The sequence below is a fragment of the Burkholderia anthinoferrum genome, assembly GCF_002925705.1.
Taxonomy (GTDB): Bacteria; Pseudomonadota; Gammaproteobacteria; order Burkholderiales; family Burkholderiaceae; genus Burkholderia; species Burkholderia semiarida.
Genome location: NZ_LFZP01000032.1, coordinates 306,636 through 331,477, shown reverse-complemented (window position 1 = coordinate 331,477; position 24,842 = coordinate 306,636). Strand labels below are relative to the sequence as shown.

36 protein-coding genes are annotated in these 24,842 nt (G+C 64.9%); 16 read left to right on the top strand and 20 right to left on the bottom strand.

Annotated elements, in window-relative coordinates; all coding sequences use genetic code 11:
* Positions 1-7 precede the first annotated feature (7 nt).
* The 3 genes from C5F75_RS10950 to C5F75_RS10935 all read right to left on the bottom strand — a co-directional run bounded on the left by C5F75_RS10950 (position 8) and on the right by C5F75_RS10935 (position 3,652).
* A complete protein-coding gene (locus C5F75_RS10950; protein WP_146075196.1) occupies positions 8-499 on the bottom strand; it encodes a hypothetical protein in 492 nt (163 codons plus the stop codon).
* A complete protein-coding gene (locus C5F75_RS37165) occupies positions 496-1,470 on the bottom strand; it encodes a hypothetical protein (protein WP_258048556.1) in 975 nt (324 codons plus the stop codon). The genes C5F75_RS10950 and C5F75_RS37165 overlap by 4 nt, the downstream gene beginning before the upstream one ends.
* A gap of 271 nt (positions 1,471-1,741) precedes the next feature.
* On the bottom strand, positions 1,742-3,652 hold the full coding sequence (locus C5F75_RS10935) for a DNA cytosine methyltransferase (protein WP_104012222.1): 1,911 nt from the start codon (positions 3,650-3,652) through the stop codon (positions 1,742-1,744).
* A gap of 465 nt (positions 3,653-4,117) precedes the next feature.
* Between C5F75_RS10935 and C5F75_RS10930 the strand changes: the two genes are divergently transcribed.
* Positions 4,118-4,759 (top strand): hypothetical protein, encoded by a 642-nt coding sequence (locus C5F75_RS10930; RefSeq protein WP_104012221.1) that lies wholly within the window; start codon positions 4,118-4,120, stop codon positions 4,757-4,759.
* Between the two features lie 32 nt (positions 4,760-4,791).
* On the opposite strand, the gene C5F75_RS10925 is transcribed toward C5F75_RS10930, so the two are convergent.
* The 15 genes from C5F75_RS10925 to C5F75_RS10870 form a co-directional block, all read right to left on the bottom strand.
* Positions 4,792-5,436 (bottom strand): 1-pyrroline-5-carboxylate dehydrogenase, encoded by a 645-nt coding sequence (locus C5F75_RS10925; RefSeq protein WP_104012220.1) that lies wholly within the window; start codon positions 5,434-5,436, stop codon positions 4,792-4,794.
* Positions 5,433-7,199: an AAA family ATPase gene (locus C5F75_RS10920; protein WP_104012219.1), complete on the bottom strand. Its 1,767-nt coding sequence runs from the start codon at positions 7,197-7,199 to the stop codon at positions 5,433-5,435. Before C5F75_RS10920 ends, C5F75_RS10925 begins: the two co-directional genes overlap by 4 nt.
* Positions 7,196-8,080, bottom strand: coding sequence for a DNA translocase FtsK (locus tag C5F75_RS10915; RefSeq protein WP_104012218.1), 885 nt, complete (start codon positions 8,078-8,080; stop codon positions 7,196-7,198). The genes C5F75_RS10920 and C5F75_RS10915 overlap by 4 nt, the downstream gene beginning before the upstream one ends.
* A 30-nt stretch (positions 8,081-8,110) precedes the next feature.
* On the bottom strand, positions 8,111-9,394 hold the full coding sequence (locus C5F75_RS10910) for a hypothetical protein (protein WP_258048555.1): 1,284 nt from the start codon (positions 9,392-9,394) through the stop codon (positions 8,111-8,113).
* A 10-nt stretch (positions 9,395-9,404) separates the two neighbouring features.
* Positions 9,405-10,214, bottom strand: coding sequence for a RecB family exonuclease (locus tag C5F75_RS10905; protein ID WP_104012217.1), 810 nt, complete (start codon positions 10,212-10,214; stop codon positions 9,405-9,407).
* On the bottom strand, positions 10,211-10,510 hold the full coding sequence (locus C5F75_RS10900) for a KTSC domain-containing protein (protein WP_104012216.1): 300 nt from the start codon (positions 10,508-10,510) through the stop codon (positions 10,211-10,213). The genes C5F75_RS10905 and C5F75_RS10900 overlap by 4 nt, the downstream gene beginning before the upstream one ends.
* 132 nt (positions 10,511-10,642) lie before the next feature.
* On the bottom strand, positions 10,643-10,786 hold the full coding sequence (locus C5F75_RS36730; protein WP_181035405.1) for a hypothetical protein: 144 nt from the start codon (positions 10,784-10,786) through the stop codon (positions 10,643-10,645).
* Positions 10,783-10,950, bottom strand: a complete 168-nt coding sequence (locus C5F75_RS36725) for a hypothetical protein (protein WP_181035403.1) — start codon at positions 10,948-10,950, stop codon at positions 10,783-10,785. Before C5F75_RS36725 ends, C5F75_RS36730 begins: the two co-directional genes overlap by 4 nt.
* Positions 10,947-11,123, bottom strand: a complete 177-nt coding sequence (locus tag C5F75_RS36720) for a hypothetical protein (protein WP_181035402.1) — start codon at positions 11,121-11,123, stop codon at positions 10,947-10,949. Before C5F75_RS36720 ends, C5F75_RS36725 begins: the two co-directional genes overlap by 4 nt.
* Positions 11,123-11,368, bottom strand: a complete 246-nt coding sequence (locus C5F75_RS10895) for a hypothetical protein (RefSeq protein ID WP_104012215.1) — start codon at positions 11,366-11,368, stop codon at positions 11,123-11,125. Before C5F75_RS10895 ends, C5F75_RS36720 begins: the two co-directional genes overlap by 1 nt.
* On the bottom strand, positions 11,365-11,715 hold the full coding sequence (locus tag C5F75_RS10890; protein ID WP_104012214.1) for a hypothetical protein: 351 nt from the start codon (positions 11,713-11,715) through the stop codon (positions 11,365-11,367). Before C5F75_RS10890 ends, C5F75_RS10895 begins: the two co-directional genes overlap by 4 nt.
* 1 nt (position 11,716) lies before the next feature.
* Positions 11,717-12,139 carry a hypothetical protein gene (locus tag C5F75_RS10885; RefSeq protein WP_104012213.1) on the bottom strand — a complete coding sequence of 141 codons (423 nt, stop codon included), beginning with the start codon at positions 12,137-12,139 and terminating at the stop codon, positions 11,717-11,719.
* Positions 12,136-12,432, bottom strand: coding sequence for a hypothetical protein (locus C5F75_RS10880; protein ID WP_104012255.1), 297 nt, complete (start codon positions 12,430-12,432; stop codon positions 12,136-12,138). Before C5F75_RS10880 ends, C5F75_RS10885 begins: the two co-directional genes overlap by 4 nt.
* Before the next feature lie 129 nt (positions 12,433-12,561).
* A complete protein-coding gene (locus C5F75_RS10875; RefSeq protein ID WP_258048554.1) occupies positions 12,562-12,933 on the bottom strand; it encodes a hypothetical protein in 372 nt (123 codons plus the stop codon).
* An 868-nt stretch (positions 12,934-13,801) separates the two neighbouring features.
* The gene (locus tag C5F75_RS10870) at positions 13,802-14,272 is read right to left on the bottom strand and encodes a helix-turn-helix domain-containing protein (protein ID WP_258048553.1); all 471 of its coding nucleotides are present in this window, start codon (positions 14,270-14,272) and stop codon (positions 13,802-13,804) included.
* 377 nt (positions 14,273-14,649) lie between these two features.
* On the opposite strand from C5F75_RS10870, the gene C5F75_RS10860 reads away from it, so the two are divergent.
* The 12 genes from C5F75_RS10860 (at position 14,650) to C5F75_RS10810 (ending at position 21,232) form a co-directional block, all read left to right on the top strand.
* The gene (locus C5F75_RS10860; protein ID WP_059584259.1) at positions 14,650-15,024 is read left to right on the top strand and encodes a hypothetical protein; all 375 of its coding nucleotides are present in this window, start codon (positions 14,650-14,652) and stop codon (positions 15,022-15,024) included.
* On the top strand, positions 15,021-15,242 hold the full coding sequence (locus C5F75_RS10855) for a hypothetical protein (RefSeq protein WP_104012210.1): 222 nt from the start codon (positions 15,021-15,023) through the stop codon (positions 15,240-15,242). Before C5F75_RS10860 ends, C5F75_RS10855 begins: the two co-directional genes overlap by 4 nt.
* Positions 15,236-15,463: a hypothetical protein gene (locus tag C5F75_RS36715; RefSeq protein WP_104012209.1), complete on the top strand. Its 228-nt coding sequence runs from the start codon at positions 15,236-15,238 to the stop codon at positions 15,461-15,463. The genes C5F75_RS10855 and C5F75_RS36715 overlap by 7 nt, the downstream gene beginning before the upstream one ends.
* Positions 15,460-15,729, top strand: coding sequence for a hypothetical protein (locus tag C5F75_RS10845; RefSeq protein WP_104012208.1), 270 nt, complete (start codon positions 15,460-15,462; stop codon positions 15,727-15,729). Before C5F75_RS36715 ends, C5F75_RS10845 begins: the two co-directional genes overlap by 4 nt.
* Entirely contained in the window at positions 15,726-16,595 is an 870-nt protein-coding gene (locus C5F75_RS10840; protein WP_104012207.1) for a hypothetical protein, read from the top strand. The genes C5F75_RS10845 and C5F75_RS10840 overlap by 4 nt, the downstream gene beginning before the upstream one ends.
* Positions 16,592-17,830: a phosphoadenosine phosphosulfate reductase domain-containing protein gene (locus tag C5F75_RS10835; RefSeq protein WP_104012206.1), complete on the top strand. Its 1,239-nt coding sequence runs from the start codon at positions 16,592-16,594 to the stop codon at positions 17,828-17,830. The genes C5F75_RS10840 and C5F75_RS10835 overlap by 4 nt, the downstream gene beginning before the upstream one ends.
* A 162-nt stretch (positions 17,831-17,992) precedes the next feature.
* Entirely contained in the window at positions 17,993-18,169 is a 177-nt protein-coding gene (locus C5F75_RS36710; protein WP_181035400.1) for a hypothetical protein, read from the top strand.
* Positions 18,170-18,248: 79 nt separating this feature from the next.
* Entirely contained in the window at positions 18,249-19,238 is a 990-nt protein-coding gene (locus C5F75_RS10830) for a YdaU family protein (RefSeq protein ID WP_104012205.1), read from the top strand.
* Positions 19,235-19,501 carry a hypothetical protein gene (locus tag C5F75_RS10825; RefSeq protein ID WP_104012204.1) on the top strand — a complete coding sequence of 89 codons (267 nt, stop codon included), beginning with the start codon at positions 19,235-19,237 and terminating at the stop codon, positions 19,499-19,501. The genes C5F75_RS10830 and C5F75_RS10825 overlap by 4 nt, the downstream gene beginning before the upstream one ends.
* Positions 19,502-19,768: 267 nt before the next feature.
* Positions 19,769-20,239, top strand: coding sequence for a RusA family crossover junction endodeoxyribonuclease (locus C5F75_RS10820; RefSeq protein ID WP_104012203.1), 471 nt, complete (start codon positions 19,769-19,771; stop codon positions 20,237-20,239).
* A gap of 10 nt (positions 20,240-20,249) precedes the next feature.
* Complete coding sequence (locus tag C5F75_RS10815) at positions 20,250-20,576, top strand: hypothetical protein (RefSeq protein ID WP_104012202.1); 327 nt, start codon at positions 20,250-20,252, stop codon at positions 20,574-20,576.
* Complete coding sequence (locus C5F75_RS10810) at positions 20,573-21,232, top strand: MalT transcriptional regulator family protein (RefSeq protein ID WP_104012201.1); 660 nt, start codon at positions 20,573-20,575, stop codon at positions 21,230-21,232. The genes C5F75_RS10815 and C5F75_RS10810 overlap by 4 nt, the downstream gene beginning before the upstream one ends.
* 277 nt (positions 21,233-21,509) lie before the next feature.
* Here C5F75_RS10810 and C5F75_RS10805 read toward each other — a convergent pair whose 3' ends face one another.
* Together C5F75_RS10805 and C5F75_RS36705 are read right to left on the bottom strand one after the other, a co-directional pair.
* Positions 21,510-21,842 (bottom strand): hypothetical protein, encoded by a 333-nt coding sequence (locus C5F75_RS10805; protein ID WP_104012200.1) that lies wholly within the window; start codon positions 21,840-21,842, stop codon positions 21,510-21,512.
* Positions 21,843-21,897: 55 nt separating this feature from the next.
* Entirely contained in the window at positions 21,898-22,041 is a 144-nt protein-coding gene (locus C5F75_RS36705; protein WP_181035398.1) for a hypothetical protein, read from the bottom strand.
* Positions 22,042-22,165: 124 nt separating this feature from the next.
* On the opposite strand from C5F75_RS36705, the gene C5F75_RS10800 reads away from it, so the two are divergent.
* From C5F75_RS10800 to terL, 3 genes are read left to right on the top strand one after another with little or no spacing between them, the layout of a single operon-like run.
* Positions 22,166-22,831 (top strand): putative metallopeptidase, encoded by a 666-nt coding sequence (locus C5F75_RS10800; RefSeq protein WP_104012199.1) that lies wholly within the window; start codon positions 22,166-22,168, stop codon positions 22,829-22,831.
* An 18-nt stretch (positions 22,832-22,849) separates the two neighbouring features.
* Positions 22,850-23,329: a DUF2280 domain-containing protein gene (locus C5F75_RS10795; RefSeq protein WP_104012198.1), complete on the top strand. Its 480-nt coding sequence runs from the start codon at positions 22,850-22,852 to the stop codon at positions 23,327-23,329.
* On the top strand, positions 23,280-24,833 hold the full coding sequence (terL, locus tag C5F75_RS10790) for a phage terminase large subunit (RefSeq protein ID WP_104012197.1): 1,554 nt from the start codon (positions 23,280-23,282) through the stop codon (positions 24,831-24,833). The genes C5F75_RS10795 and terL overlap by 50 nt, the downstream gene beginning before the upstream one ends.
* Positions 24,834-24,842: the final 9 nt, after the last annotated feature.

Here is a 24,842-nt window from a genome sequence, read left to right as displayed (position 1 = left end):
CGAATCCTTACTCGGTCGCCGCCACGGGCGTGAAGAGGGGAAGCCATTCATCGAGCAGGGTCACCGCGTACGCGCCGCGGCCCGGCTTCGATTCGACGTGCAGGCAGTCGACGACCCCGAGCGCGGCAGTTTCGGCGTCGGGGCGTACAGTGCGCCAATGCAGGTGCTTCACCGGTTTTCCGTCGAGGTACGCGACACGCCCGTCCCAATCCGAGAGTGCCGCTTCACATGCCTTCAGGAACGCCGCGCGATCATGGTGTCCACGCGTCCAACACTGGATCTGGCAGCTGTCGTCGGCTGCATAGTCGATTTCGATAGCGATCGAAGCGACGTCACGGCTCACTTTCGAACTCGTCCCATTGCTGCCGCGGGCGCGCGTGTCGACAATGCACTCGGCGGTCGGGACAACCTCCATAAGGGTACTGTCCATTCCCGTCCGCTGTTGCGCCGCCTCGCTCGCCTGTTCGGGAGCGGGGCCTTTTCCGTTGCGGGGGATCATCTTTCGTCTCCAGATTCAGGCGCGCCCGTGTCGCTCCACGCATACGGTGCGCGCGGCTCCGAAGGGCCGGGTAGCGGCGAGTTCTTAGGCTTCGCCGCCTGCTTCGCGCGGATCTGTTCGACCATCGTCCAGACACGGGCGAGTTCAGTCTCGCCGGCCGCGTGCATGTCGAGTTCGTTCGCCACGCACAGCGCGGCGAGCGTGACCATGACGCCGCCGACTTCCTGCGTCGCCTCGCCGACGGGCCGCGACCAGGTGTAATCGACCAGCATGTGCGCTTCCTCGCGCGTCATGCCGCACGCCTGTACGAGCTCGCCGGCCTCCTCGAAGAAGCGGTGATTGCGCTCGAGCTTGTCCGCTGAGATCTCGGCGCCGAAGCACGCCAGCATCCACGGCTGCACGCGCTGCTGGAACGGTACCTGCGCGGAAGGCTGCGGGCCAGCGTAAAGCATCGTTCCCGGAGCCAGTTTGGCGATGTCGCGATGGCGCCAGGCGATGCCATTGATGCCGCCAACGGCGCTGATGCGCGCCACCGGTGACGCCGCCTGCGAGGGGACGGCCGCGGGTTCCCGCCGGCAGGAACCGTCCGTGCGCTGCTCGCACGGGCCTACGCCGCTGCACATGCACGGCGTCGGCACACCAGCCAGCCGCGCGCGCAGCCACGTTGCGACGTCTTCGCCCTGCTGGCATCCGAATTCGCTGCAGATTCCATGCAACAGGTTCAGATTCACGCGCACCGCGTTGTAGACCCAGCGGGCAATCGGACGCAGCAGATCGCCGTCCTGCTGCGGCTCGATGGCGTCGAGCAGATCGCGCACGATCTTGACGCTCGCCGAACTGTCGTTCGTGAGTTCGTCGATGCTGTCGCCGCCACGCTCCGCGTCGTAGTGGTGGCGGATGAACTCGCGCAACTGGTCGACGGTATAGCCGCCGTAGGTGTTGGTGGGCATGGTGTGAGCCTCGATGGTCATGCGAATAGGTCGCCCTGTTTTTTGCCGCTCGACTCCGCGAGGTGCGTAGGGCAGAAGTGGGTATCGGCGCCGACCTGATGCGCATGCGCCGCGCACAGGTGGCGATCGCATGTTTTGCCCGGCTTCGTCTGGAAATCGCAGAGGAAATCGCCCGGCGCGTCGCAACCGTCGACCGAGCAGCGGCGCTCGCGTTTACGACCTCGCGTGCAAATGATTCCGGACATACCGCCGGGAAGGCGAAACGGGGTGCATGGCATCAGGTGCCTCCGTCTTAGAAGGTCTGCGGCGCGACAGTCAGCGCGATCGCGATCGGGCGCACCCAGACCGGTGTCGACGAAAGCTGGAACGTCTCGCCGGATTCGGCGAGCAGCAGCGTGGTGCCCATCGCCTCGGCGATCGCCTGCGCGGCGTCGGGCGGTACGGCATTGCCGATGCGTTCGCGCCACGCTTGGTCGGACAGTCCGTCGAGCTCGATGTATTCCTCCGGCTCGACGAGCGACTGGAGTACCGCCAGCTCGAGCGTCGTGAATGGCCGGTGCCACGTGCCGTCGAGCGCCCGGATCACGGCGACGGTCTTCTCGTTCGCCGCGGGCATGCGCGGATCGGCGACGGACCAGCGCCCGTTGTCGTGGCCGGCGGCTGCTGACACCGCGCCGCTGTGCTGATCCCAGCCGACCACGCCGTAGTGGCCGCCGGTCAGGTACGCGTCGCCGCGCTCGCGGCGCATGCCCGGGCGCGGGTCAGCCACGGCGAACGCGCCTTGACCGCTGTCGCTGCGCGCGATGACCGTGCCCGCCGGTTCGTCGAAGCCGGTCACGCGGTACTTGCCGGCACCTTTGAAACCGGTGCTCGCGCGCGGATCGGCGACCACGTACGCGCCCTGGTCATCGCCGCCGATGACCGTGCCGGCGTGGCCGCCCCATTCGGTCACCTTGTACTTGCTGAACAGCGGGCCGGCCGGCGGCCGCGGGTCGGCGACGCCCTGACCGCCTGCACTTGGCCCGGTGCCGCCCGTGACAACGCCGGCCGGCTGATCGAAGGGCACAATGCGGAAGCAGTTGTTGTGCTTCACGCCTGTGCGCGGATCAGCCACGGTGTAATAGCCCTGTCCGGGCGTCTGCTGGCCTGCGATCGTGCCGCTATGGTCATCCCACGGAAGCACGCCGTATGCATGCCCATCGTTCCACTTCGCGCTCTGGGCGAACCTAGGGTCAGCGACTGAAAACGTGCCATTGCCCGGGCGGCTTGCGCCGGCCACGACGCCGCACGGTTCCTCCCAGCGGTTCACGCCGAGCACCCCGTTGTGCATGTCCGGCACGATCAGGTAGTCGCGCAGGTGGCCGTTTTCGACCGCGAGCTTGTTCAGGCTGCGCCAGTCGCTGCCTGCTTCGACGAATGCGAGACGCACCCACGTTTTCCACTGCAGCGATGGCACTCGGTGCATCGGGCCGGCGGTCTCGACGTCGCCCGGCAGCGGCATGCGGCCGAGCAGCGTGCCGACGCCCTGCAGGCGCTTGACCGGCGGCTCGTACAAGCACGCCGGCACCTTTTCCATGTGCCGCGCGACGAGCAGGAATCGCTTGCGGCTCTGCGCGAGGCCGGCGATCACGCCACAATCGTGCGTCGTTTCGTTCACCGCATAGCCGTAGTGCCGCAGGATCTGGCCGATCTGATCGAGCAGGTGCCGCCCGCGCGTCGCGAGCCGCGGCACGTTCTCGAACACGATCAGCTCGACCGGGTCGTCCTTCCACGCTTCGCACATCAGCCACACGCAGCGCAGCGTCAGTTCGTTGAGCGCCTGGTACTTCGGCGTCCGGGCTTTGCTCTCCGGGAGCAGACCCGACGCGCCCTTGCACGGCGATGAGATGAACACACAATGTGGGTGCTCGTAGCCGGCAGCCCGCTGTACATCCGTGGGCGTTGCCTCGCGCCACCCGGGTGGCGGTTCCGTTTCGTGATACGCCGTGTACTGCTCGCGCGTCATCAGATCCATGACCGTGCACGGCGTGCCGACCAGCATCTCGAAGTCGCGCGCGGCCGCCGGATCGTTGTCGATGCCGCCGATGCAGCGCCACGTCGCGGTCATGTTTCCGACGTGGGAAGTCGCTTTGGTGAAGCCCTTGGCGCCGCCGCCAAGGCCGCAGCAGAATCCGAAGCTGTTGTATACGCGCTGGACGTTCATAGATGTCGGAATAATTCAAAAAAACGGGCGCCGTGCTGGCCGCCCATAAAAAAGCCACGCGTCCGAGGCACCGGAATTTGCGCGGCTTGGGGTTGGCGTGGGCGTGCTACGATCAAGCACCACAAAAATCGGGGCACTAAAATGCAAAGAGATTCTGTTGAAGGCGAATACACGGTCACGGCAACTGCCAGTCCAGACGACTCGCGGGATGAGGGATTACGATTTCGTGTGGATGTTGCGATTCGCAGAACCAGTTCTGGGGAGCTCGTGAATTCGTTTATTCGGTATGTTGCTGCGATTCGAGGCACGCTTCGGCTTGCTGATGCAATCCGGCACGGGGAGCAAGAGGCACGTCAAATTATTGAAGCTGGCTTTCCAAGGGACTGAGACACGAACGTTAAGGTAGCCTGAGCGAAGCTACGAAGCGATCGTTATGGGAATCGATGCCAAAGAAGCGGTGGTGCAATGAAAGTTAAAGATCTATTTAATGGCGGGACCGCCCACGGTACAGCGATTGGAATTGCCGGCTTTGTTCTTGGATTGACGTTCGCATGCTTTCTCGGGCGATTGCCGGGGAACTCAAGCGAGTGGGCGTCCTGGGTGCAGGCTGTTGGATCAATATTGGCAATTCTTGGTGCATTTTTGGTCGCACATTACCAGGGACAACAGCAACTTGCACACGTTCGCGAAAACTCCGACAAAGCTCGCCTTTCAGAGGGCGAGTTAGCGTATGTTTTTGCGAAGGACACGATGGCTGCAATTTTTGTTGCGAACACGTACATAAATGATTTCCAAAATGGGAGAATCTTTGCGTTCAGTTTGGAGCGTGTCAGTGATGCTCAAAACTCATTGAAGTTTCTCTATGGTCGGTCCATGCCGTCGGAGCTTCTAAGCGATATCCTCGAACTTCAACGTCTTGCTACATATTCGGCACAGGCGATTCGGGAGTTCAATTCCAGCAGTGGGTCTACTTACCTTCATCCGAATGACCGGACTCGTGCGAAGGCGCGCATGCAGTCAACTGACGACGCACTGAACCGCATCAAGTCGTGGCTGGACGCTGAGCGAGCAAAGCATGGTTTCGAGCCCGCGCCGGACATTCTCTAATTGACATTGCTTGATATGTTGCGAGGGATGTCTCATGCGCTTGCGATACTGCGGTGTCGCGGCATCCACTGCGTTCCGCGCACGATCCGGCCGACCGGCTCGAGCACGAGCACCTCGGATTCCTTCTCGCTGCGCACAAGTGCGCTGCCGCGCCGCTGGGCTTTCTCGAGCGACGTGTGGCGCTTCGGCTTGCAATACCTGCCGACCGTCACGAACAGCGGTGCGCTCGCGCCAACCGGCCCGAGCGTCAGCTCGTCGATGCGCGCTTCGAGTGCCGCGGCGTTCGCGCGCCAGGTGTCGGCTCGTTGCTGCGCGGCGTCGCGCTCGGCGGTGAGGCGCTCGACGTCGGCGCGCAGGCCTTCGATGATCTGTGCGACGTCGATGACGCGGGCGTTCGGATCCAGCGACTTCTCGACTAGGCCGACCGAAACCAGCGCCGGAGCGGCATCGGACGGCGGCGTGTCGCCGGCCGGCGTGGCTGACTGCGCTACGCGCGCGAGCCAGTACACGTACTCGTTGCCGCCGCCGGCCCGCTTCTCGCGCTCGACGATCGCCTCGCCGAGCATCCGGTTCAGCTCTTTCGTCACGTCGAGATGCGGGAGCCCGGTTCCTGTCGCCACGGCCTTCGCCGTGGCTTCCGATGTCGCGGCGAGATACTTCTCGATGTCCTCTCTCACGCTGCCTCCCTGATTGCATGCTGCGCGGCCGGCGCGACCTGACCATCCTCGACCCAGAATGCTTCGATGGCTTCGGGCAGGCCGCCGGGCGGCGTTTTCAGGCTCATGAACACGAGCGCCGTGTCGATCTGGTCGGTGTACGCGAGATCGTCGAGCCAGTAGAGCAGCCGGTCGCGCTCCGGGCCAACCAGAACGTCGGCGCGATCGAGCACGAGCAGCTTGAGGCCCGAGAAGTGGCTGATCGCCGCGGCGATGTGTGCGTCGACGCGCCAGCGCTCGGATTCGGACAGCAGGGCGTAGGCGCGGCCGTCGGCGAAGATCTCCATCTCCGGCGTGATCGTCACGTCGGCCCATTCGGACATCTCGGCGAGCGCGACGAGGCGCTCGTTCATCGGCGTGAGCGCTTCGCTGAGCAGGTCGGCCGGGATGCCGTTTGGCGCGAGCGCGTCGGCGATCGCCTCGTACGCGGCGACGTCTTCGTGCAGCGCGGCGGCCTGCTTCGCCAGATCGGCAGCGCTGGCGGCGCGCCGCTCGATTTCGCGAAGCGTCGCGATGTCGGTGTCGAGCTGCTTTCGGCGGCGCTGGAGGTCGGCCAGTTCCGAGCGAGCGGCGTCGCCGCTCTCGCGTGCGGCGGCCGCGCCACTTTCCTCCGCATCGTCTTCGAGTGCGCGCAGCTGCGTCGCGGCCGCGTCGGCCGCTTCGAGGTCGCGTTTGCGGTTCGCGGCGGCGTTTTGCAGCGTCTTCAACCCCTGCTCATACTCGGGCAGCTTTGCGGCCGCGTCAGCGTCGCGCGCGCCGGATGCGGCCGCCGCCGACAGCACGCCGTTGAGGTAGCGCAGGAGCGCGCCGCATTCCGGGCACGAACATTCTGTTCCGGCCGGCGCCGCTCCGGCGAGCACACGAAGCGCTTCGACCTTGGGCAGGAAATCAGCGACCTGCTCGTCGGCGAGCTGCGCGAGCTCGACCGCCTTCGCGTAGCCGGCGGCGCGCGTGCGCAGGTCGGCGATTTTCGACGCGCGCGCACGGGCCGCGGTGTCGGCCGCGTCGGCTGCGCCGATCTGCTGCTGCAGTTCGCCGATCCGGTCGTCGAGCGCCGCGCGGTCGCCCGTGAGCTTCCGCAATGCTGACTCGTCGAACTCGACCGCCGCCGGGCGCCAGGTGGCGGCCTTCTGGCTGCCGTACGTCTCGCCGGTCGCGGTGCGCCACGACTGCTTCGCGCCGCGCGCGCGATCGGCGGCTTCCTTCTGCGCAGCTTCGAAGCCGGCACGTAACATCGGCGTGATGGCCGCGAGCCGCGCGGCGGCCGGCGCCGGCACCGCATCGGCGCGGAACCCAAGCTTATCGAGCAGCCGGGCCCGCATTTCGTCGACGCCGATCTTCACACCCATCAGGTCGTACAGGAACGCGCGGCGCTCGGCCGCGCCGAGGTGTGCGAACCGCTGCGCGTCGAGGACCAGCGGCAGGCGCGGATCCTCGGCGAGTTCGCGCTTGAGCTTGCCGGACGGCAGCATGACGCTGTTCGCCTGCTCTCCGCATGCGACCACGATCTGGCCGCCGTCGGCCCCCTCGGTAACGAGCGAGCCGTATTCCTTCTTCAGCGCGACGCGCACGGTGTCGCCAGTGAGCGCCATGCGCACGGCTTCCTGCAGGCTGCTCTTGCCGGCGCCGTTCGGGCCGGTGAAGAGGGCGACGGGCTTCGCGAGCCGGATGTCAGCCGTGCGGATCCCGAGCACGTTCGCCACGTAGATGTCGGTGATTTTCACGATTCCTCCTCCTGCCGTCCGCGCGGCCGCAGCACCGTGCGGCCGCCGTCCGAATCCATCGCACTGACGATGCCCTTCGCTTCGAGGAGCTCGACCAGCCGCGCGGCGCGGTTGTAGCCGATCTTGAACTGGCGCTGCACGCTCGAAATCGTCACTTTCTGCTGCTCGATCACGAATGCTTCGACTTGGGCGTACAGCGGGTCCTCGTTGCCGGAGGCGGCTTGTTCCTCGTGCCACTCCTTCCAGCCTTTCACCCATGCGATGCACAGCTCGCCAGCCATCACGGGGCATTCGCTTTCGGGTTTGCCCTCGGCGGCGGCCTGCCGGCCGGCCTGATGCTGTTCGTCGAGTTGCGCTTGCGTCGGGCCGTCGCCGAGCTTCGGCACTTCGCGGAATTCGGCGTCGACGACGTCGTTGCCGTTCGGGCGCTGTCCGTCCATGCCGTCGCCGTCCTGATCGGTGTACTCGCGGCCGAGGTCCAAACCGCGCTGATCCGATTCGCCGCGGATCTCGTCCATGCCGCCGGTGTGCTCGTCGGGGTTTGCGACGACGACCAGGACGGCTTTTCCGCTCGCCTCGTACAGCTCGTGCAGGTTCGGTTGCGAACCGCCGAATTTCACGACCGCCTTGACGCCGTCCTTGATCGTGATCTGGTCGAGGTCGCCCTGGACGACGATCCGGCCATCGCTCGCGATCAGATGCGTCGCCATCTTCACGTTGTGCTCGACGCGCGCCTTCAGCCGATCGATGACGTCGTTCTGCTTTTTCTCGGACAGCTTGACCCACAGGTCCGGCAGGAGCTTGATCTCGGTGACAAGCGCGGAGAGCAGGTCTTTTCCGATCGATTCGGCGGTCATCTGGAGTACGTTTTTGTCGGTCATGTCGAAATCCTTGGCGGCGGTAGTGGCGGGTTAGTCGGCGTTGATCGGGCCTCGCGGCCGGCGGCCGGCCGGCGCAGTCGTCTGGGCGGTTGCCTTGCCGGCGGCCGCCTGCTCAGTTGCGGCGGTGATAGCGCGCATGCGCGCCGAGGCGAGGGCGTTCAGTTCGGCCTTGGCGGTTTCGTCCGGCACACCGGCGATCGCGCTGCGCGCGAGGTCGAGGTCCTCGGGCGTCTTGGCGGACTCGATGTCTTCGCGGATACCGCGCACGAGGCCGGCGGCATCGAAATCGAAACCGCCTTGCGGTGCGTGGTCAGCGTCGCCCGGCTCCTCCTCGTCCGCTGTCCGTGCTCCGATCTGGTCTGCGCCGTCGCCATCGGGAGATTGCTCGTCTGTCGGCGCGGTCGGCGCCGCCACGGTGGTGCGGCGCACCTCTTCGGCGGGCTGTGTCGGGCCCGATCGCAGGGTGTCGAGTGTCGTGGTCTGCACGGTGAACGAGCCGTCGGGGTAGACGTCCACGATGTCGGCCTCTTCCTCGGACGTGCGGCCCATGCCCATGACGATGTCGGGCGCGTGGATGTTCCCGAAGAAGCTGCCGGCGCGGTACTGGAACATCAACGTGCGCAGCCCGGTCTGCCACTTCGATCCAGCCTTCCCGTACCAACCTTCCTCGACGACCATTCGCATGCTGACCGGCGCCGATTCGATCACAGGCATGCCAATGTCCCGGTACAGGTCGAGCATGCGGCCCGCGTACTGGCGCACCTGGTCGGGAGCGAGGCGCGGTTCCGGTGTGCCCCTCGGAAGTGCCCACGCAATGCACTCGATGTCATCGACCTCGACCTCGCGCTCTTCGAAGATCGGCTTTCGAGCTTGCTGATTCCAGCCGGTCTTTTCCTTGTACTTGGCCGTGATCTTGCCGCGGCTGATCATCTGAAAGCGCAGCGGCGTGAATCGCCCCGACGCGTTGATCGCTGCGATCACGAACTTGCCGGACCACCGCAGCTTGCCCTCGATCATGTCGGCGTTCTGCATCACGGCGGTGATCGACATGCGGACGGCGCGCGCGACCTCGATCGCGACAAGGCAGTTGCCGATCGCAGAAGGGTTCTCGACCCAGATTTCCTCACCGTTCGCCTTCTTCAGGTTGTGCGACCGGAACTGCGCCGGAACGGCATCGCTGCTGGCGTACGCCTTGGCGATCCGGTTGGCCAGGACAAAGCCGCGCTCGGTGAACATGTCGACGGCCTGGTCCGGCATCAGCGCCGGTACGCCGCCGGCTGCCTTCACTTCGCTCAGTTGTGCGGGTGCATTCATGGGTGCCTCGTTATTCGTGGAATTTGCAGACGCCGTGCCGCGGGCAGTACTTCGCGTCGCAGAGCAGCGATTTCGGGTTGGGGTAGAAGCGGCCGGTGCGGAACATGTCGGCCGCGAATTCGATGAGACCGGGTTCGTCCTCGGTGCCGATCATCACGCGCTTGGCGTTCTTCACGGGCGCGGTGGCTACCTCGGGCGTGCCCTTGGTCTTCAGGCCGATGATCTCGGCCGTGTCGGTGATCAGCTCGCCAGCCGTGTGCTCGTAGAGCATCTCGTAGGTGCCAATTTGCGGGCCGTGTCCCTTCGTCACCGCCACGCCTTTCTGCACCGCGGCTGAGCCGCTTTTCAGGTCGGCGATGCCGGGGCCGAGTGCGGTACGGCGCACGCGCGCCCGGTCCATGGTGCCGGTCAGGCGAATCGTGATGCCGCCGCCGCAGTCGATGTCGAGCGGCTTCGTCTCCATTTCGACCGCGATGAAGTCGTAGCGCGGCGAGACCTCGAGGCAGTACTTCGTGGTGAGCGAGAGCCCGATGCGCTCGGCTTCCGTCAGGCTCAGGTCGTCGCGCGCCGGGTCGAATTCGTTCTCCGGGTCGCGCAGCTTGTCGACGAAGGCACCGGCCGCATCGTCGACTGTCAGACCGGAGCCATCGAGGCGCGCCTGGTCGAATACGGCCGTGCCGGCGTGTATCGCGGTACCGAGCGCGGCGCGTAGCCCCACGACGTTGCGCATCTTCAGGAGGTGAATGCCTTCCCAGCGGTACGCGCAATCGAACAGGCCGCCCCAGCTCGACGCGCGCACGGTATAGATCGAGGGAGTCATGCCGCACCTGCGGCTTCGGCGTCGATGTCCGCCTCTGGTGCAGGCATCTTCTCGATGCACACGTACGGGAAGCGCTCGGGGAACGGCTTGATGTGCTTGTAGAAGTGCGAGCCGATCGAGTCGGCCGTCTTGAGCGCGTCGAAGTTGGCCTGCGTGAAGTCGGCGTAGTGATACAGCGACGTCCGCGCGCCGGTCTTGCGATCCTTGAACCGGACCGCAAGCGTTTCGGATTCAGCGTCGTAGCCGATGCTGTGGATCTGCGACGATTCGACCGGCAGGGTGTCGATGGTTTTCATCTCGGTTGCTCCTGATAGAGGGATCGGGGCGTGCGTCGGCGGCGCGCAAACTCGCGGCGCGGTGGCACTGGATTCGACGGGGTGGGCGGAGACAGCGTCCCGCAGGATGCGAGGCGGTGCGGCTCGGCGGCGTTACAGAATGCCGAAGTGCTTGGCGATGCCGTCGATGGCGACAGCAAGAAGAGCGACCGCGACGAGGATCGCGACGGCGAGGACGCGCGCGGCGCGCGGGTGCCGCCGCTCGAAGAGGTCGGCGTGATCGGTGAAGCGGCTCATGAGGGTCTCGTGACGAGGGCGGTAATGGCGGTGCCGTCTGCGTTGAGCCGGGCGAGCACGAACGTGCACGCGGCGGCTATCGCGAGCGCGACAAGGTAACCGGCTACGGGATTCCATTCGAATACCCGGTCGAGCAGTGCGCCGAGGAGATCGAAGGGCGTCATCCGAGGCTCCGCAGGTACGGGCCGGCCAGATCGGCGCCGAACCAGAGCGCGCCGATCGCGACGCCGTACGCAATTGCCCATACCGAGCCTTCGATCACATAGCGCAGACGCGATACAGCTGATCGTTTGTAATTGCGCGATACAGGCGACAGGCTGTTGAGGGAAACTCGCATCAGTGATTCCTCCGTAGGTTCCGCTCGGCGAAGGTTGCGACGTTGTGCTTCGTCCGGTTGAGGATCTGATGCGCGATCGCCTCGCTGCCGACCATGGCAATCCCGAGCGCGGCCTTGCTGATCAGCATTTCCATCACGTTCGCGAGCGCGTCGGGATTTCCGTATGCGCCGCAGTTGCGCACGTAGTCGGCGATCAGTTTCTCGGCGAGGTCGCCGCATTGGGCAGGGGTTTTGAGGGTGCTCATCGGTCGACTCCGGCGATGGTGATGTGGCGAACGGGATCGGACACGGGCATCGGCGCGCGGAAACCCGCCTTCGCCAGCGCGTCGTCGACGACGGCGCGGATGCCAGACGTCAACACGGTCTTCGACGCGACCAGGTGCAGCGCGTCGATCAGGTGTGCCATCGGTTGAAGGTGCGCGTCGAGCGACCGATCGGCCGCGAGCGAGCGCGCATAAGCGTCGGCCGATTCGGTTTCGCCCGCGTCAGACGGCAATTCGCCGTACGCGAAGCTCGAATCGGCCCGCTCCTGCGCCAGTTCCTTCGCGCGCTGCAGCCATGCTTGGCCGAGCGTGTGCTTGATCTCGTGCATGTCAGGCACCTCGCGCGGCGAGAATGGTGTCGGCTTCACGTAGCCTTTGGTCGTAGAGCTTGATGACCGCCTCGCGATCGAGCGGCTTGCGCCAGGTCTTGCGCTGGAATGCGCGACATGTATGGAAGCAGCCGTTCATGAGCTCCTGAGACGGGGTTCGCATGTCCAGCGGGCAGAGATGCCGATCCTCGAGATACTTCGGGGTGTTGCGATCCTTCGTCTCTGGAAACAGCATGTCGATCGGCTTTTCCCAATCGCCGGGTTCTTCGCTGCAGAGTCCCCACGTGCAGCCGCTTGATTTGAAGCCGGGCTCATCATCGTCGTGCGCCGCATACTCGCGGCCATCAACGATGCGCTGACGAAAGCGCTTCAGCGCGGCGATGTAGCGCTCGTCCGACAGGTACAGTCCGTCGCGGTCTCTCACGCTGCACCTCGCGCGCGGAGCATGGCGTCGGCGATCGCGTATGCCTCACGTGCCATGCCGCGCATTTCTTCATCGCGGGCGCTCTTCATCGACAGCGTCAGTGGCCGCATCGCCCTCGCCGCGAAGTAGTCGCGAAGCGTCATGCCGGCGCAAGCGTGCGCGGTCGCTTCGGTATAGAGGCGGTCGCGTTCGGCCGAATCAGTGATTCCTTCAATCGCGGCTGTGCCGATGCGATGCACCGACTGTGCATCGGCAATCGGAAACGCCGGGCCGCCATGCTTCGTATTGTCCATTTCGATCCTCTTCGCGGTACTGACGGCCATCGTCAGGCAGCGCCACACGCTGCGACCTCGCCGCGATGCTCTGCGGCGGGCAGGTTTCGGCCTTGTGGTCAGATTGCCCGCCGTAGCGGGAGCGGTCGGTCAGTCGTCGAACGCGCGACGTCTCATGTGGTCGGTGCAGCGGGAAAACCCGGCGTTGCCCGCGGCGAACTTCTGGCCACATCCCGAGCAGTAGACGTTGGCGAAACGCGGCGCGGCGGCGGCGAGATCAGCGTCGGCGATGCGCTGCGCGATTTCCGCGTCGAGGGCTGCCTTGCAGACATTCCAGACCTCGTACACGTCCTCGATTCGGCCGCGACGCAGCGCGGCATCGAGCACAGCGATCTGCTCGGTCGAAAACGGCAGTACGTCGAACGTGACGGCGTCGGCGATCGCTTCGTTGCGCTCGTCGCGCTCCAGCGCGGCGTCGTCGGCCGCCGCCTGCAGCTGGTCGGCGTGTCGGTCGACCCGCACGGGCAGGGTGCGTATGTTGTGATGATGAGATCGAGGAGTGTGCATAGCGCGCTCCGTGGAAAGTAGGATTACTAATCAAATTGCAGTCTTGAATTGCAACGCTGCATGCGCAGCTCTCACTGGTGACGCCTCAGAAGAAGAACCGCCACCGGTCAGAACTGCATCACTCGCGCGCCCGACTACTCCCGGCCGTGCCGGCTCCGGGCCGCGCGAGGTTTGTGCCGATTACGACGCCATCGGTCACGTGTTGCTGGCTGTCTTGTGTCAAGTTCACTCGGGTATTGCATACCGCCGCGGTCTTCCGCAGCGTCCGTCCTGACTCACGACGCAGATCGCGCCGGCCGGTTGCTCCGCGTGTGCGGTCCCGGCTTACCTTCGATTGTTATAGAGCGGTCCGCCTGGGCGGTGGCGCGACGTCGGTGTCGCGTTGAACGAATAATCACATACGTGATTTATCACAGTCAACACAAATGTGATTTTGGCGGGAAAAGTTTGTAACAGAGGGCGGTAACGGTCCGGCAGACGCCCGTCCATTAAGCAGTTGCTGACACCAGTTGAAAGTCGCCCGGATCTGGTACTAAACTACTGTACATTCATACAGTGTTCGATGCAGAGAGACGAGGGCGACTGATGAAACAAGAAGTGAAGGTGCGTCTGCGATGCAAGCCGGGGGATTTGGCGATCGTAACGAAATGCGGGGTGTCCGATCGGATTGGGCTACTGGTGCGGGTGATTGAGCGGTGCTGGGACGGGCAGCATGACTGGCTCGTAGTCCTGCAGGGGCCGGGGGTATGGGCGCGCGGCGCTGTAACGGGGGACGTTACTCTGCGCCGGCGTGCATTGCTGAACGACTGGAATTTGACGCCTATCAGCGGGACGGGTCTTCCAGGCGAAATGGCTCGTCCGGATTCGGAAGCATCCGAAGCATCAGCGCGAACGTCTGTGCCGGCTCACCAGCCTTGTCTGCCTTGAGGATCGCATCAATCAGCGCCTTCGCGCCTGCGCTCGCGGTGACCAGCGCGGAATCGTAGCTTTCCGCGGTATCGGCCTCCGATGTCGGTTTGCCTTTCCCCTCTGCGAGCCATAGTGCGCTCACGCCGAGCGTGTCGGCAATTTGAGGGAGGCGGCGCGCGCTGTTGCGCGTTCCTGCTTCCAGATTCCCAATCGTCGACTGGGAAACGCCGGCCTTGGCGCCCAATTCCTCTTGGGATAGGCCGGCTCGGGCTCTCGCCCATTTCAGTCTGTCGGCTAGCGTGTACATATCACAATCGTAATAGAACGACCCATTCGATTTGTGTTGACCCAAGCAAACACAAATGTGATACTGGGTCATGGACATCCAAAAAGCCGTCTCCGATCTCCTTGGTTCGGGGCTCACCCAATCCCAGCTGGCCGGTCTTATTCCGTGCTCGCAATCCCTCATCTCCGCGCTTCTCAGGGGAGCCCGCGGCTCGCGTGTTTCGTTTGCGATCGCGAGTCGCGTGATGGCCCTGCATGCGGAGCGGTGTGCGTCTGTGAACGAGAGCGCGTGAAGGGGGGTGTCCCTGGGATGAACGACGTTCGGTCTGCCCAGATTTTTGTGGCGTAGCCGATGCGTTCATCGCGGCAGGGCTGTCTTCTCCAATGTTGGCCAGGTGTGGACCTGGCCTTTATTTCGAGCTCGGCCCAACTGGGTAAGCAAGTGGGTAATCAACTGGGTAACGATTGATTTTTCATATGAACCAGCCAGAAATCAGGATGTTTGCGCTGTGGACGCCGGCCGCCACGCTTCCCGAGAGCGAGATCGAGGCGATGACGTTCGAGGAGTGCCTGGCGAAGGCACTCGAGATTGGCGTCACGCGCTTCGATCGAAAGACGCTCGCGAAGAAATCGAAGATCCACTATCCGCATCTCGGCGATCTGATCGCCGGTCGCCGTCCATTTCCCGCGACGAAACTGCACCTGTTCTGCATGTTCAGCGGTTGCGACTATCCGCGGCAGTGGCTCGCCATCCAGGAGCGCAAGGCGATCGAGGAATACCGCCGGCTCAGCCAGCAGGCGATCGGCGAGTTCGTCCAGCAGGCATTCGGCCAGCGGCAGGTGGCGGCATGACGGTCACGATCAGCCGGCGCGACATCGGCAAGGACTTCGTCCGCAAGCTCGGACGGCCCATGACCTACCTCGGCCTCGTCGAGGAAAAGCACCTTTTCATCTTCCGCGATCCCCCGCAGGACTATCTCGCGTTCCGTCCGGACCAGCTCTGGATGCTCGAGCGCGTGCGGCCCGAGGCGGCGCCGATCGACAACGAGAAGGAGGGCAGCACGTGCTGATCCATCTGTTCGAGCGCGCGGCGTTCCGCGCAGGCTGGCGCGCCGCGCGCGCAGGCATCCCATTTCACGAGAACCCGCTGCGCGGCCCGCTCGCGTGCTTCTCGCGGCAGTGGGGGGGCGGCTGGGCGGCGGCGAATGACTGCCCGCGGGCGTACAACGTCTACGACTGGGAGCAGGGCATCTGCTCGACGTCGGCTGAACCGTATCGGGACGCCGCATGAGCACGCCGACCAGTTGGAATCCTCGATTTCTCGCATACGCGCAATCGCGCGGAATGACGCCCGAGCAAGTGTGCGAGGCCGACCGTGTCGCGTTTCCCGGTGGCCGCATGGCGGGCTTCATCTGTTGGAACAGCACGCGGGTTCGGGAATTCGTGGCCGAGACGGGTGTCGACCGCCGCGACGTGACGCGCCTCGGTTCCTACGACGCATGGTTGGCAGCGCGCTTCGGCGCCGCTCAGCTCGAACTGCAGTTGGAGGTCGCATGACGTGGGCGCACGATGACCTCGCCAAGGATCTCGCCGCGCATCTTCGCGGCGCGTCCGATCGCCTCGTGTGGACCGACATGCAACTCGGGCCGGCCGGCTCGCCGCGGCCCGACGTCTACACGGTGCCATGCTCGTTCGCGCGGTTCCAGCCGGTCGCCTACGAATGCAAGATCAGCGTCGCCGACTTCCGGCGTGACGTGACGGCGGGGAAGTGGACCTCCTACCTGCGCTTCGCCGCCGGCGTGATCTTCGCTGCGCCGGCCGGGCTGCTGAAGAAAGAGGACATCCCCGCCGGCTGCGGCCTGATCGTGCGCGGGCCGGACGGCTGGCGCTCGCTGAAGGGGCCGACGCTGAAGAACATGGAGAACCTGCCGCGCGACGCGTGGATCAAGCTGATCATCGACGGCATGGGGCGGCTCGCAAACACGAACCTTGAGCAACTGCGGGTCGGCCTTCATAGCGAATGGTCGATCGAGAAGACGCTCCGCAAGCGGCTCGGCGACATCGTCGCGGATGCGATGCGCGATCGGTTGCATGCCGAGCGCCGCCTGAAGCTGGCCACCGACCGACTGCAGGGGCTCGCGGAGGAAGCCGAAAGCGAGCGGCGACTGATCCTCGATCGTGCGAAGGAGGATGCGAAACGCGACGCGGCGCAGGTTGACGGCGCGCGTGTCGAGCTGGCACGTGCGCTTGGGCTGCCTGAGAGCGCGAGCGCAGCGCGGATCGCCATGGCATGCAGAGAAGCCGCGCGCCGGCTCAGTGCCGAACCCGAGATCAGGCGGCTCCGTCAGCAGCTCGAGCGCGTCCAGGTCGCGATCGAGTCGGCTGCCGAGCCGCTGCCGCATATCGCGCGGGAGGGTGCATGAGCGGCCAACAACTCGACTTTCTCGCCGCCGGTGCACAGCGCCTGCAGATGACCGAGTCCATCGAGCTCACGATCCAGTCGATGCAGGCCTACGGGCCCGAGCATGACCACTGGGGGATTGCCTGGTCTGGCGGGAAGGATAGCACCGCGACGCTCACGATCATCTGCTGGCTGATCGACACCGGCAGGATCGCCGCGCCGAAGACCTTGACGGTCTTCTATGCGGACACCCGGCAAGAGCTTCCGCCGCTCGCGATCTCAGCGTTGAGGATCATGGACGAGCTTCGCGACCGTCGCATCCAGGTCGAAGTCGTGCGCGCGCCGCTCGACAAGCGGTTCATGGTTTACATCCTCGGCCGCGGCGTTCCGCCACCCAACAACAACACACTGCGCTGGTGCACGCGGCAGATCAAGATCGATCCGATGGAAGAAGCGTTACGCCGCCGCCTCGATGGCGTCGATGGCGGGATCCTGATGATCACCGGTGTGCGTCAGGGCGAAAGCGCGATACGCGATCGTCGCATCGAAATGAGCTGCGGCAAGGATGGCGCCGAGTGCGGCCAAGGCTGGTATCAGCAGGTGCTGCCGAACGCGCGCGGCCTGCGCGGTCGCATTGCGACGCTCGCGCCGCTGTTGCACTGGCGAGTCTGCCACGTCTGGGAATGGCTCAAGCATTGGGCGCCAGAAGCCGATTTCGGCGACTGGTCGACGCGCGCGATCGCGGATGCATACGGCGGCGACGAAGCTGAAGAGCTGAACGCACGCACGGGCTGCATCGGCTGCCCATTGGCACAGGAAGAGAAGGCGCTGGAGACGGTGCTTCGTAGTTCCCAGTGGTCCTATCTCGCTCCGTTGCGCGGCATCAAGCCGTTGTGGCGTGAGCTGCGTGAGCCGCACCATCGCCTGCGGAAGCCGGGACTCGAGAAGCTGAAGGGCGGCGGCGTTGCGAAGAACCCGCAGCGCTTGGGCCCGCTCACGTTCGAGGCGCGGCTGATGGCGCTCGACCGAATCCTTTCAATCCAAAACGAATGCAACCGCGTTGCGCATGCTACGGGCCGACCGATGATCGACCTGATCGACGCAGAGGAAGAGGCTCGTATCCGCGAGCTGATCGCAGCACAGACCTGGCCGCAAGGATGGGAGGGTGACGAGCCGACCGGTGACGTCATCCTCGACGTCGTGTATGCGAACGGCGCGGTGCAGCCGCGGTTGTTTTCGGAAGAGGAATACGTGTGAACGACCTCCCGAATCCTCTCACCTACCGCTTTCGCATTGAGGGCGTTTCGATGCCGTATCATCGATTTTTTCGTCGGGCGACCGGTGCGCACCGGTGCGTCATTACCTTCTGCCAGGTGACGCGTGCCCGGCTCCTCTTTATGGCGGAGCAAGGACGCAGATATGTCGGAAAACAAGGATCAACCACTACCGCTCGAGCTGCTGATCGAAGCGCGACCGGAGATCATGGTTGCGCCCACGAGCGATGGGAAGGTCGAGATCATCGTCAATTCGATGGACGTCGATTCGCAACAGGTCGTGCGCGAAGAGGTCGTGTTTCCGCTCGAATGCGCGGAGTAAGTTGCCGAAGCGCTGATTGCGCTCGCCAAGCGGCACAAGTAACACACGCGTGGCCGGCGCTCTCTGAACGGGGGGCGCCATGAACTACTACCCCCATCACATCGGCGATTTCCGGTCCGGCACGGTCAACATGACCCGTGTCGAGCGCTGGATTTATCGCGACCTGATCGACGTCTACTACGACACCGAGAAGCCACTCCCGCTCGATCTCGACGCAGTGTGTTATGCCGTCGGCGTCAGCTCCGAGGAGGAGCGTCGCGCGGTTGCCAATCTGCTGCGCTTCAAGTTCACCCAGACCGACGCCGGGTATGTGCACGATCGTTGCGAAATCGAGATCGCGGCGTACCGTTCGCGCGCAGAAACTGCCCAAGAGAACGGGAAGAAAGGCGGCCGGCCGAAGAAGCGAACAGGTAGCGGGTCGGGTACCAAACCTAACCCATCCGGAACCCAAGAAAAACCCACTGGGTTTTCTCCGGGTTCCCATCCGGATGCTAGCTGCCCCCCAGACATAACCGGTTCTAAAACTAACCAAGAACCAACAACCAATAACCAAGATGTAAACCCAAGCGGCGGCGGCACAGCACAGGCAGTAGCGCGCGATGACGTGCCGATCGCCGCCGCCGCTTTCGTCGAAATCCTTCGCTCGTCGGGCGTCGGCTTCGCCGCCGATGACGCGCGGTTGGCGAGCTGGCCCGGGCGCGGCGTGACGGCGGATGACCTGCGTTCGGCCATCGCGACGGGCCGCAAACGCCGTGAGCGCGAGCGCTCCGAGCAGCCGCTGAACCTCGGCCTGCTCGAGCTGATCCTCGGCGACATGCTCGCCGCGCGCGCCGCGAAACCCGCAACGGGGACGCGCACCGTCGGCGACTGGTGGCGCTCGTGGACCGGCATCGTCGAGCACGGACTCGCGCTCGGTGTCGAGCAGGGCCGCGACGAGCCTCCGTTCGATTTCAAGCTGCGCGTGTTCGATGCCGCGGGCGACGGCCCGTGGTGGGACGACCACAACCGCGCGTTTCGCAACACTGCTGGCCCGGTCGCGGCCGGCGCTTTGATGGGGGAAGGGCGATGAACTGCAAACCCGGCGATCTGGCGTACATGACCGCCTCCGACTTTCCGGAAAACGTGGGCCATGTCGTCAAGGTGACGAACGATGGTTTCGAAGGCGACGGCGGATGGGTCTGGGTGATCGAGTCGACAGTCCCGCTGAAGGGCTGGATTTCGGGCACGCAGCAAGTCAGCACGTCGCGCACGCTCGGCGCGCTTGATGCCGAGCTACGCCCGATCAGCGGTGTGCCGATGACCGACGACATCGAAGACGAGGTGACGGCATGAAGCGGATCACGAAAGCGATGAAGCAGGCCGGCGGCCATCGCTACTGCTGCGATGCGCACAAGCCGGCCGAGACGGCGGTGCGGCCCGCGAGCGAGGTGCGGGCATGAACGCACATCAACGCCGTATCGTGCGCCGGGCTCTCCTGCGAGTGCGCGCCGCGCGCCTCTCTCCGTACGAGGTCGTCCGCTTGGCCGCTCAGCAATTCGCTACCACCATTCGGCTCCCGTTCGACATGGTGACCGGTGAGCGTGCGGCTAGGGGAAAGCAATGACCCAGCAATCCCTCATCACGACCTCGCCGATCATGCAGCGCGTCGAGTTCGTCGTTCCCGGCGCGCCGGTCGCGAAGGGGCGCCCGAAGTTCGCACGCCGCGGCGCGCACGTCACGACCTACACGCCCGAGAAGACGGAGCGTTACGAGAACCTCGTGAAGATGGCCGCCCGCGCGGCGATGCGCAGCACCGAGCCGTACGCCGGCCCGATCCGTCTGATCGTGCACATCGGCCTGCCGATCCCGGCGAGCTGGTCGATGAAGCGCCAGGGCGAGGCGGCCGCCGGCGCCATCGGCGCGACGAAGAAGCCGGACGCCGACAACGTTGTCAAGGCGTTGAAGGACGGCATGAACGGGGTGGTGTACGTCGACGATGGCCAGGTCGTCGACCTCTGGGTGTCGAAGCGCTACGCGCGCACGCCGGGCGTGCGGATCGAGGCGATCGAGTTGAATTTGAAGTCAGCATAAGGAGCGGGCCTTGAAAGCAAAAAGCAAACTCACCATCAACGGGCTGATCGGCGCGATGAAGCCCGGCGTCCGGTACTCGGCGCACGACCTTGCCCGCCGCACGAAGCATCCCGTTTCGTCGGTGCGCCAGCTGCTGTCGCTCGACGTCGCGCTCGCGCGGCTCGACTGCCATTCGGCGGCCCGCGGCCGCATGTACTCGCTGGCGGGCACGAGCCGCTCACCGGGCACGCACGTCGACACGCGCATCCGGCCCGACTTCACGAGCAACCTGTCGGGCTACATGGCCGAGCTCAACACGCGCCAGGCGCTGGCGACGATGACGCGGGGTGGCCGGTGATCGCCATCTTCGAGAACACGCAGCAGGCGCTGCACGTCAGCTTCCTGGTGACGTCGCTGCCGCCGCGGCAGAAGCAGCAGTTCCGCCTGGCGCTGATCCAGATCCTCGAATCGGTCGGCCGTCTCACTGACCGGCAGGCTGAGTTTCTCGAATATCTGTACGGCAGCTCGTCGGGCACGATCAACTTCGACGGCCTGAGCGGTGACGAAATCCGGGCCCAGTGCGCGATGGTTGTCGGTGCGGTGCGCGATCACCTGCTGAAGCCGGAACGCAACGCGGTGTGGCTGCGATACGCCTGCGGGATGCCGGCGCGGCCGGCGAGCGCCACGCGCGCGGCAGACCCGGGAATCCCGCCGTCGGTCGAGTGGAAGCGGGCGCTCGTTGAGATGCGGACGTACCTGCGGCCGTCGCTCACCGTGACGAACGGCAAGGCAATCATGGCGCTGATCGCCGGCCATTCGCAGGCGCGGCTGCGGCAGGACGGGTTGTCGTATCGGGAAATTTCCGAGGAGACGCACGTCACGGTGCGCACTCTCGAGCGGAACGCGCAGATCATCCGGAAGCGCCTCGTCGAGCTGGAGCACCAGGCTGTGAAGCGGCTGACGCCGCTGTTCGAGCGAAACAACGTGACGATTGCGGAGTCCGTTGAGGCGTAAGGGGTACAGCGAAAATACCCCTTGCAAATGTGGCGGATGGGGTGTAAATTTTCGCCAGATTGCAGAGTTGCGACCGAAGCCCGCTGAGCCGACAAGCCAGTGGGCTTTTTCATTGTGGTGTGCCGCGCTATACTCGACTCGGCCTTAGCTGCGCCGGCGGGGAAGACGTGGCGAGGCGATCAGCCAGCGCGCCGAAAGGTGCAGACGGGTTTCCGCCGCCCTGCTGGCACCAGACATGTTGAGCCCGCTGAGCGAAAGCCAGCGGGCTTTTTGTTTGCTATGCGTTCCACCCACGCCACACGGGTTGGCTCATTTCGCAGGTTGCTACCCACTCACCGAGTTCGTCGAAAAGCTGCTGCGCGCGGTCTTCGTCAATGTTCCCACTGTCGAGTTCGCCCCAGATGAACTCGAAGAAGCCGCCGAGCCCGGTCGGGTACTTCACGTAGTCTTGGTCGAAATTGGCGTAGAGAAATGGATTGCCTTCCTTGTCCGAATCTCCGTTGATGGCGAGATGCTGAACGTGCCAGCCGGTGTCGATTTTGCGAAGGCGAAGCGTTTCCGAGTGTCCCCAGCGCTTCGTGTGGTACTTGAATCTATATTCGCGATCCATCTCGGTGGTCTCCCGTGATAGGTGCCCGCTGAGCCGGAACCAGCGGGCCTCTTTGTTACAGGTTCTCGAGCTCGTTCGTTGCCGTCTTGACCGCTGCGGCAATCAGCTTGCCGAGCGCATCCCCGTGCTTCTCTGGATCATTCAGCCAAGCGGGCGGTGCTACGGGGCTGAAAATCCCCGTTTCGAGAACAGCCTTCACGAGTTCTACTGCTCGATTCTTTGCGTCAGCACGTGACATAGCATTAACCCCGTAGCGTGAGCCGGTGGATTCCGGCACGACGATTCTACGCCGACCGCTTGCCCCACCTGAGTCCGCGATAAACGTGCCTCGTTCGAAGCGAACAGAAGTCGCTCCGGTGACGCGTGCGCCGCGGCCTGCGCCGCCGGACATCCTCTTCGACGACTCGAACTGGATTCAGCGCATCGCGCCGGCCGACGGCGTTGCCGAGTGGGTGAACGAGACGCTCTTGCGCGACGGCGCGCCGCTGCACAACCCTGATCACGAGCACCTGATTGACGCTGACGTCGCCTACCTCTGGGCGGCCGTCGAGAACGTGCGCCAGATGCGGCGCGTCGTCGGCCAGTGCGAAGAGGTGGCGATTCGCGCCGGCGGCTGGCAGCGCGCCAGGCAGGAACAGCAGTACCTCGAATGGTTCGGCCGCGTGCCGACGTTCCTGATCACACTCGACGCGCACTACGCGCGCGAATGCAGCGACCTGCAGTGGTGCGCGCTCGTCGAGCATGAGCTGTATCACATCGGCCAGCGTACCGACGAGTTCGGCGCGCCAGCCTTCACGAAAGACGGCATGCCGAAGCTCGGTATCCGCGGGCACGACGTCGAGGAATTCGTCGGCATCGTCCGGCGCTACGGCGTGGCCGGCGGCGCCAGCGACACGGCGAAGCTCGTCGCCGCAGCCCAGCGCGCGCCCGAGGTCGGCCATGCCGACATCGCGCGTGCTTGCGGAACCTGCATCCTGCGGGCCGCATAACCCGACCGTTTTCCCGCTATGGCAGCACTTCCCGACGCGATCAAGGTGTTCATCGTGCAGTCGCTGGCGTGCTTCGACACGATCTCGCGCACCGCCAAGGCCGTGCGCGACGAGTTCGGCGTCGAGGTGTCGCCGCAGCAGTGCGAGCGCTACGACCCGACGAAGAGGGCGGGCGAGACGCTCAGCAAGAAGTACCGCGAGATCTTCGAGCGCACGCGCGCGGAGTTCCTCAATGACACATCCCGCATCGGTGTGTCGCACCGCGCGGTGCGCCTGCGTGCGCTCGACCGAGCCGTCACGGAAGCGGAGCGACGCAACAACCTGCCGCTGATGGCGCAGCTGCTCGAACAGGCTGCGAAGGAATCCGGCGACGCCTACACGAACCGGCGCCGCCTCGAACACACTGGGGAGAACGGCGGCCCGATCGAGAACAGGACGGTCGTCGTCGATGAAAGCCAGGTCGCAGCCGCCGTCGCCAAACTCGAAGACGAGTATTGACCCCGCCATCGAGCGGGCCGTCCTGAAGGCGAAATGCGAGCGGGATCACCTGTTCTTCAGCCGGTACTTCTTCAAGCACCGGCAGGCGATCAAGTTCCGCGTCAACTGGCACCACGTGCTGATCGCCGACACGGTGCAGCGCGTGATCGACGGCACGCTGAAGAACGTCGTCATCAACGTGCCGCCGGGCTCGTCGAAGACCGAGCTGGTCGCGATCAACCTGATCGCGCGCGGCCTCGCGCTGAACCCGCGTGCGCGATTCCTGCACATCAGCTACTCGGACGACCTCGCGCTGCTGAACAGCGAGACGGCGCGCGACATCGTCGCATCCGACGAGTACCAGGCGCTCTGGCCGCTCAAGGTGGCCGACGACGCGAAGTCGAAGAAGCGCTGGAACGTGCTCGTCGACGGAAAGAAAGCCGGCGGCGTGTACGCGGTATCTCTCGGCGGGCAGATCACGGGTTTCCGCGCCGGCCACATGGCCGAGGGCTGGCAGGGCGCGATCATCATCGACGACCCGCTGAAGGTCGAAGACGCGTACAGCAAGACGAACCGGGACAAGGCCAACCGCAAGCTGCAGTCGACCGTGAAGAGCCGAAAGGCGAGTCCGGACACGCCGATCATCGTGATCATGCAGCGGCTCGCCGAGGAAGACCCGACGGGCTTCATCAAGGCGCGTAAGCTGCCGGGCGACTGGGAGTTCATCGAGATCCCGGCGCTGATCACGGACGAGTACGTCGCGAAGCTGCCGGCGCACATCCGCGACCGCGTCGAGCGCGACGAGCGGGACGAGGATGGCCGGTACAGCTACTGGCCGTACAAGGAACCGCTGCAGGAGCTGCTCGCGTCCGAGAAGGCCGACGCGTACGTCTTCAACGGCCAGTACATGCAGCGTCCGTCCCCGCTGGGCGGCGGGATCATCCAGAGCGGCAAGTTTCTGCGCTACGGCGCGCTGCCGCAGTTGCAGTACCGGAAGATCTTCGCCGACACGGCGCAAAAGACCGCCGAGCGGAACGACTACAGCGTGTTCGAGTGCTGGGGCTTGGGCTACGACAACCGCGTGTACCTGATCGACCTGGTGCGCGGGAAGTGGAAGGCGCCCGAGCTGAAGCGCCGCGCGATCGACTTCTGGAACAAGCACGCGGCCATCGGCGCCGACGATCCGGGCGCGCCGGTGCTGCGCCAGATGAAGGTCGAGGACAAGTCCAGCGGCACCGGGCTGATTCAGGACATTCAGGCCGAGGGCGGCATCCCGATCGAGGGCATCGAACGCGTGAAGGACAAGCTGACGCGCGTCATGGACGTCGTCAGCCAAATCGACGCCGGCAACGTCGGTGTGCCGCTGGATGCCCCATGGGTCAGCGATTTCTTGACCGAGTGCGACTCGTTCACGGCTGACGACACGCACATGCACGACGACCAGATCGATCCGATGGTCGACGCAATCAACGACATGCTGGGAGGCGCGAAGGACCTGTCGGTCTGGGAGCGGCTTGCCGGTTAAGCACGACAG

Excerpts from the sequence above, each read along its gene's own strand:
- C5F75_RS10950 (WP_146075196.1), bottom strand. The coding sequence starts at position 499 with ATGATCCCCCGCAACGGAAAAGGCCCCGCTCCCGAACAGGCGAGCGAG.
- C5F75_RS37165 (WP_258048556.1), bottom strand. The coding sequence starts at position 1,470 with ATGACCATCGAGGCTCACACCATGCCCACCAACACCTACGGCGGCTAT.
- C5F75_RS10935 (WP_104012222.1), bottom strand. The coding sequence starts at position 3,652 with ATGAACGTCCAGCGCGTATACAACAGCTTCGGATTCTGCTGCGGCCTT.
- C5F75_RS10930 (WP_104012221.1), top strand. The coding sequence starts at position 4,118 with ATGAAAGTTAAAGATCTATTTAATGGCGGGACCGCCCACGGTACAGCG.
- C5F75_RS10915 (WP_104012218.1), bottom strand. The coding sequence starts at position 8,080 with ATGACCGACAAAAACGTACTCCAGATGACCGCCGAATCGATCGGAAAA.
- C5F75_RS10910 (WP_258048555.1), bottom strand. The coding sequence starts at position 9,394 with ATGAATGCACCCGCACAACTGAGCGAAGTGAAGGCAGCCGGCGGCGTA.
- C5F75_RS10905 (WP_104012217.1), bottom strand. The coding sequence starts at position 10,214 with ATGACTCCCTCGATCTATACCGTGCGCGCGTCGAGCTGGGGCGGCCTG.
- C5F75_RS10900 (WP_104012216.1), bottom strand. The coding sequence starts at position 10,510 with ATGAAAACCATCGACACCCTGCCGGTCGAATCGTCGCAGATCCACAGC.
- C5F75_RS36730 (WP_181035405.1), bottom strand. The coding sequence starts at position 10,786 with ATGAGCCGCTTCACCGATCACGCCGACCTCTTCGAGCGGCGGCACCCG.
- C5F75_RS36725 (WP_181035403.1), bottom strand. The coding sequence starts at position 10,950 with ATGACGCCCTTCGATCTCCTCGGCGCACTGCTCGACCGGGTATTCGAA.
- C5F75_RS36720 (WP_181035402.1), bottom strand. The coding sequence starts at position 11,123 with ATGCGAGTTTCCCTCAACAGCCTGTCGCCTGTATCGCGCAATTACAAA.
- C5F75_RS10895 (WP_104012215.1), bottom strand. The coding sequence starts at position 11,368 with ATGAGCACCCTCAAAACCCCTGCCCAATGCGGCGACCTCGCCGAGAAA.
- C5F75_RS10890 (WP_104012214.1), bottom strand. The coding sequence starts at position 11,715 with ATGCACGAGATCAAGCACACGCTCGGCCAAGCATGGCTGCAGCGCGCG.
- C5F75_RS10880 (WP_104012255.1), bottom strand. The coding sequence starts at position 12,432 with ATGGACAATACGAAGCATGGCGGCCCGGCGTTTCCGATTGCCGATGCA.
- C5F75_RS10870 (WP_258048553.1), bottom strand. The coding sequence starts at position 14,272 with ATGTCCATGACCCAGTATCACATTTGTGTTTGCTTGGGTCAACACAAA.
- C5F75_RS10860 (WP_059584259.1), top strand. The coding sequence starts at position 14,650 with ATGAACCAGCCAGAAATCAGGATGTTTGCGCTGTGGACGCCGGCCGCC.
- C5F75_RS10855 (WP_104012210.1), top strand. The coding sequence starts at position 15,021 with ATGACGGTCACGATCAGCCGGCGCGACATCGGCAAGGACTTCGTCCGC.
- C5F75_RS10845 (WP_104012208.1), top strand. The coding sequence starts at position 15,460 with ATGAGCACGCCGACCAGTTGGAATCCTCGATTTCTCGCATACGCGCAA.
- C5F75_RS10840 (WP_104012207.1), top strand. The coding sequence starts at position 15,726 with ATGACGTGGGCGCACGATGACCTCGCCAAGGATCTCGCCGCGCATCTT.
- C5F75_RS10835 (WP_104012206.1), top strand. The coding sequence starts at position 16,592 with ATGAGCGGCCAACAACTCGACTTTCTCGCCGCCGGTGCACAGCGCCTG.
- C5F75_RS36710 (WP_181035400.1), top strand. The coding sequence starts at position 17,993 with ATGTCGGAAAACAAGGATCAACCACTACCGCTCGAGCTGCTGATCGAA.
- C5F75_RS10830 (WP_104012205.1), top strand. The coding sequence starts at position 18,249 with ATGAACTACTACCCCCATCACATCGGCGATTTCCGGTCCGGCACGGTC.
- C5F75_RS10825 (WP_104012204.1), top strand. The coding sequence starts at position 19,235 with ATGAACTGCAAACCCGGCGATCTGGCGTACATGACCGCCTCCGACTTT.
- C5F75_RS10820 (WP_104012203.1), top strand. The coding sequence starts at position 19,769 with ATGACCCAGCAATCCCTCATCACGACCTCGCCGATCATGCAGCGCGTC.
- C5F75_RS10805 (WP_104012200.1), bottom strand. The coding sequence starts at position 21,842 with ATGGATCGCGAATATAGATTCAAGTACCACACGAAGCGCTGGGGACAC.
- C5F75_RS10795 (WP_104012198.1), top strand. The coding sequence starts at position 22,850 with ATGGCAGCACTTCCCGACGCGATCAAGGTGTTCATCGTGCAGTCGCTG.
- terL (WP_104012197.1), top strand. The coding sequence starts at position 23,280 with ATGAAAGCCAGGTCGCAGCCGCCGTCGCCAAACTCGAAGACGAGTATT.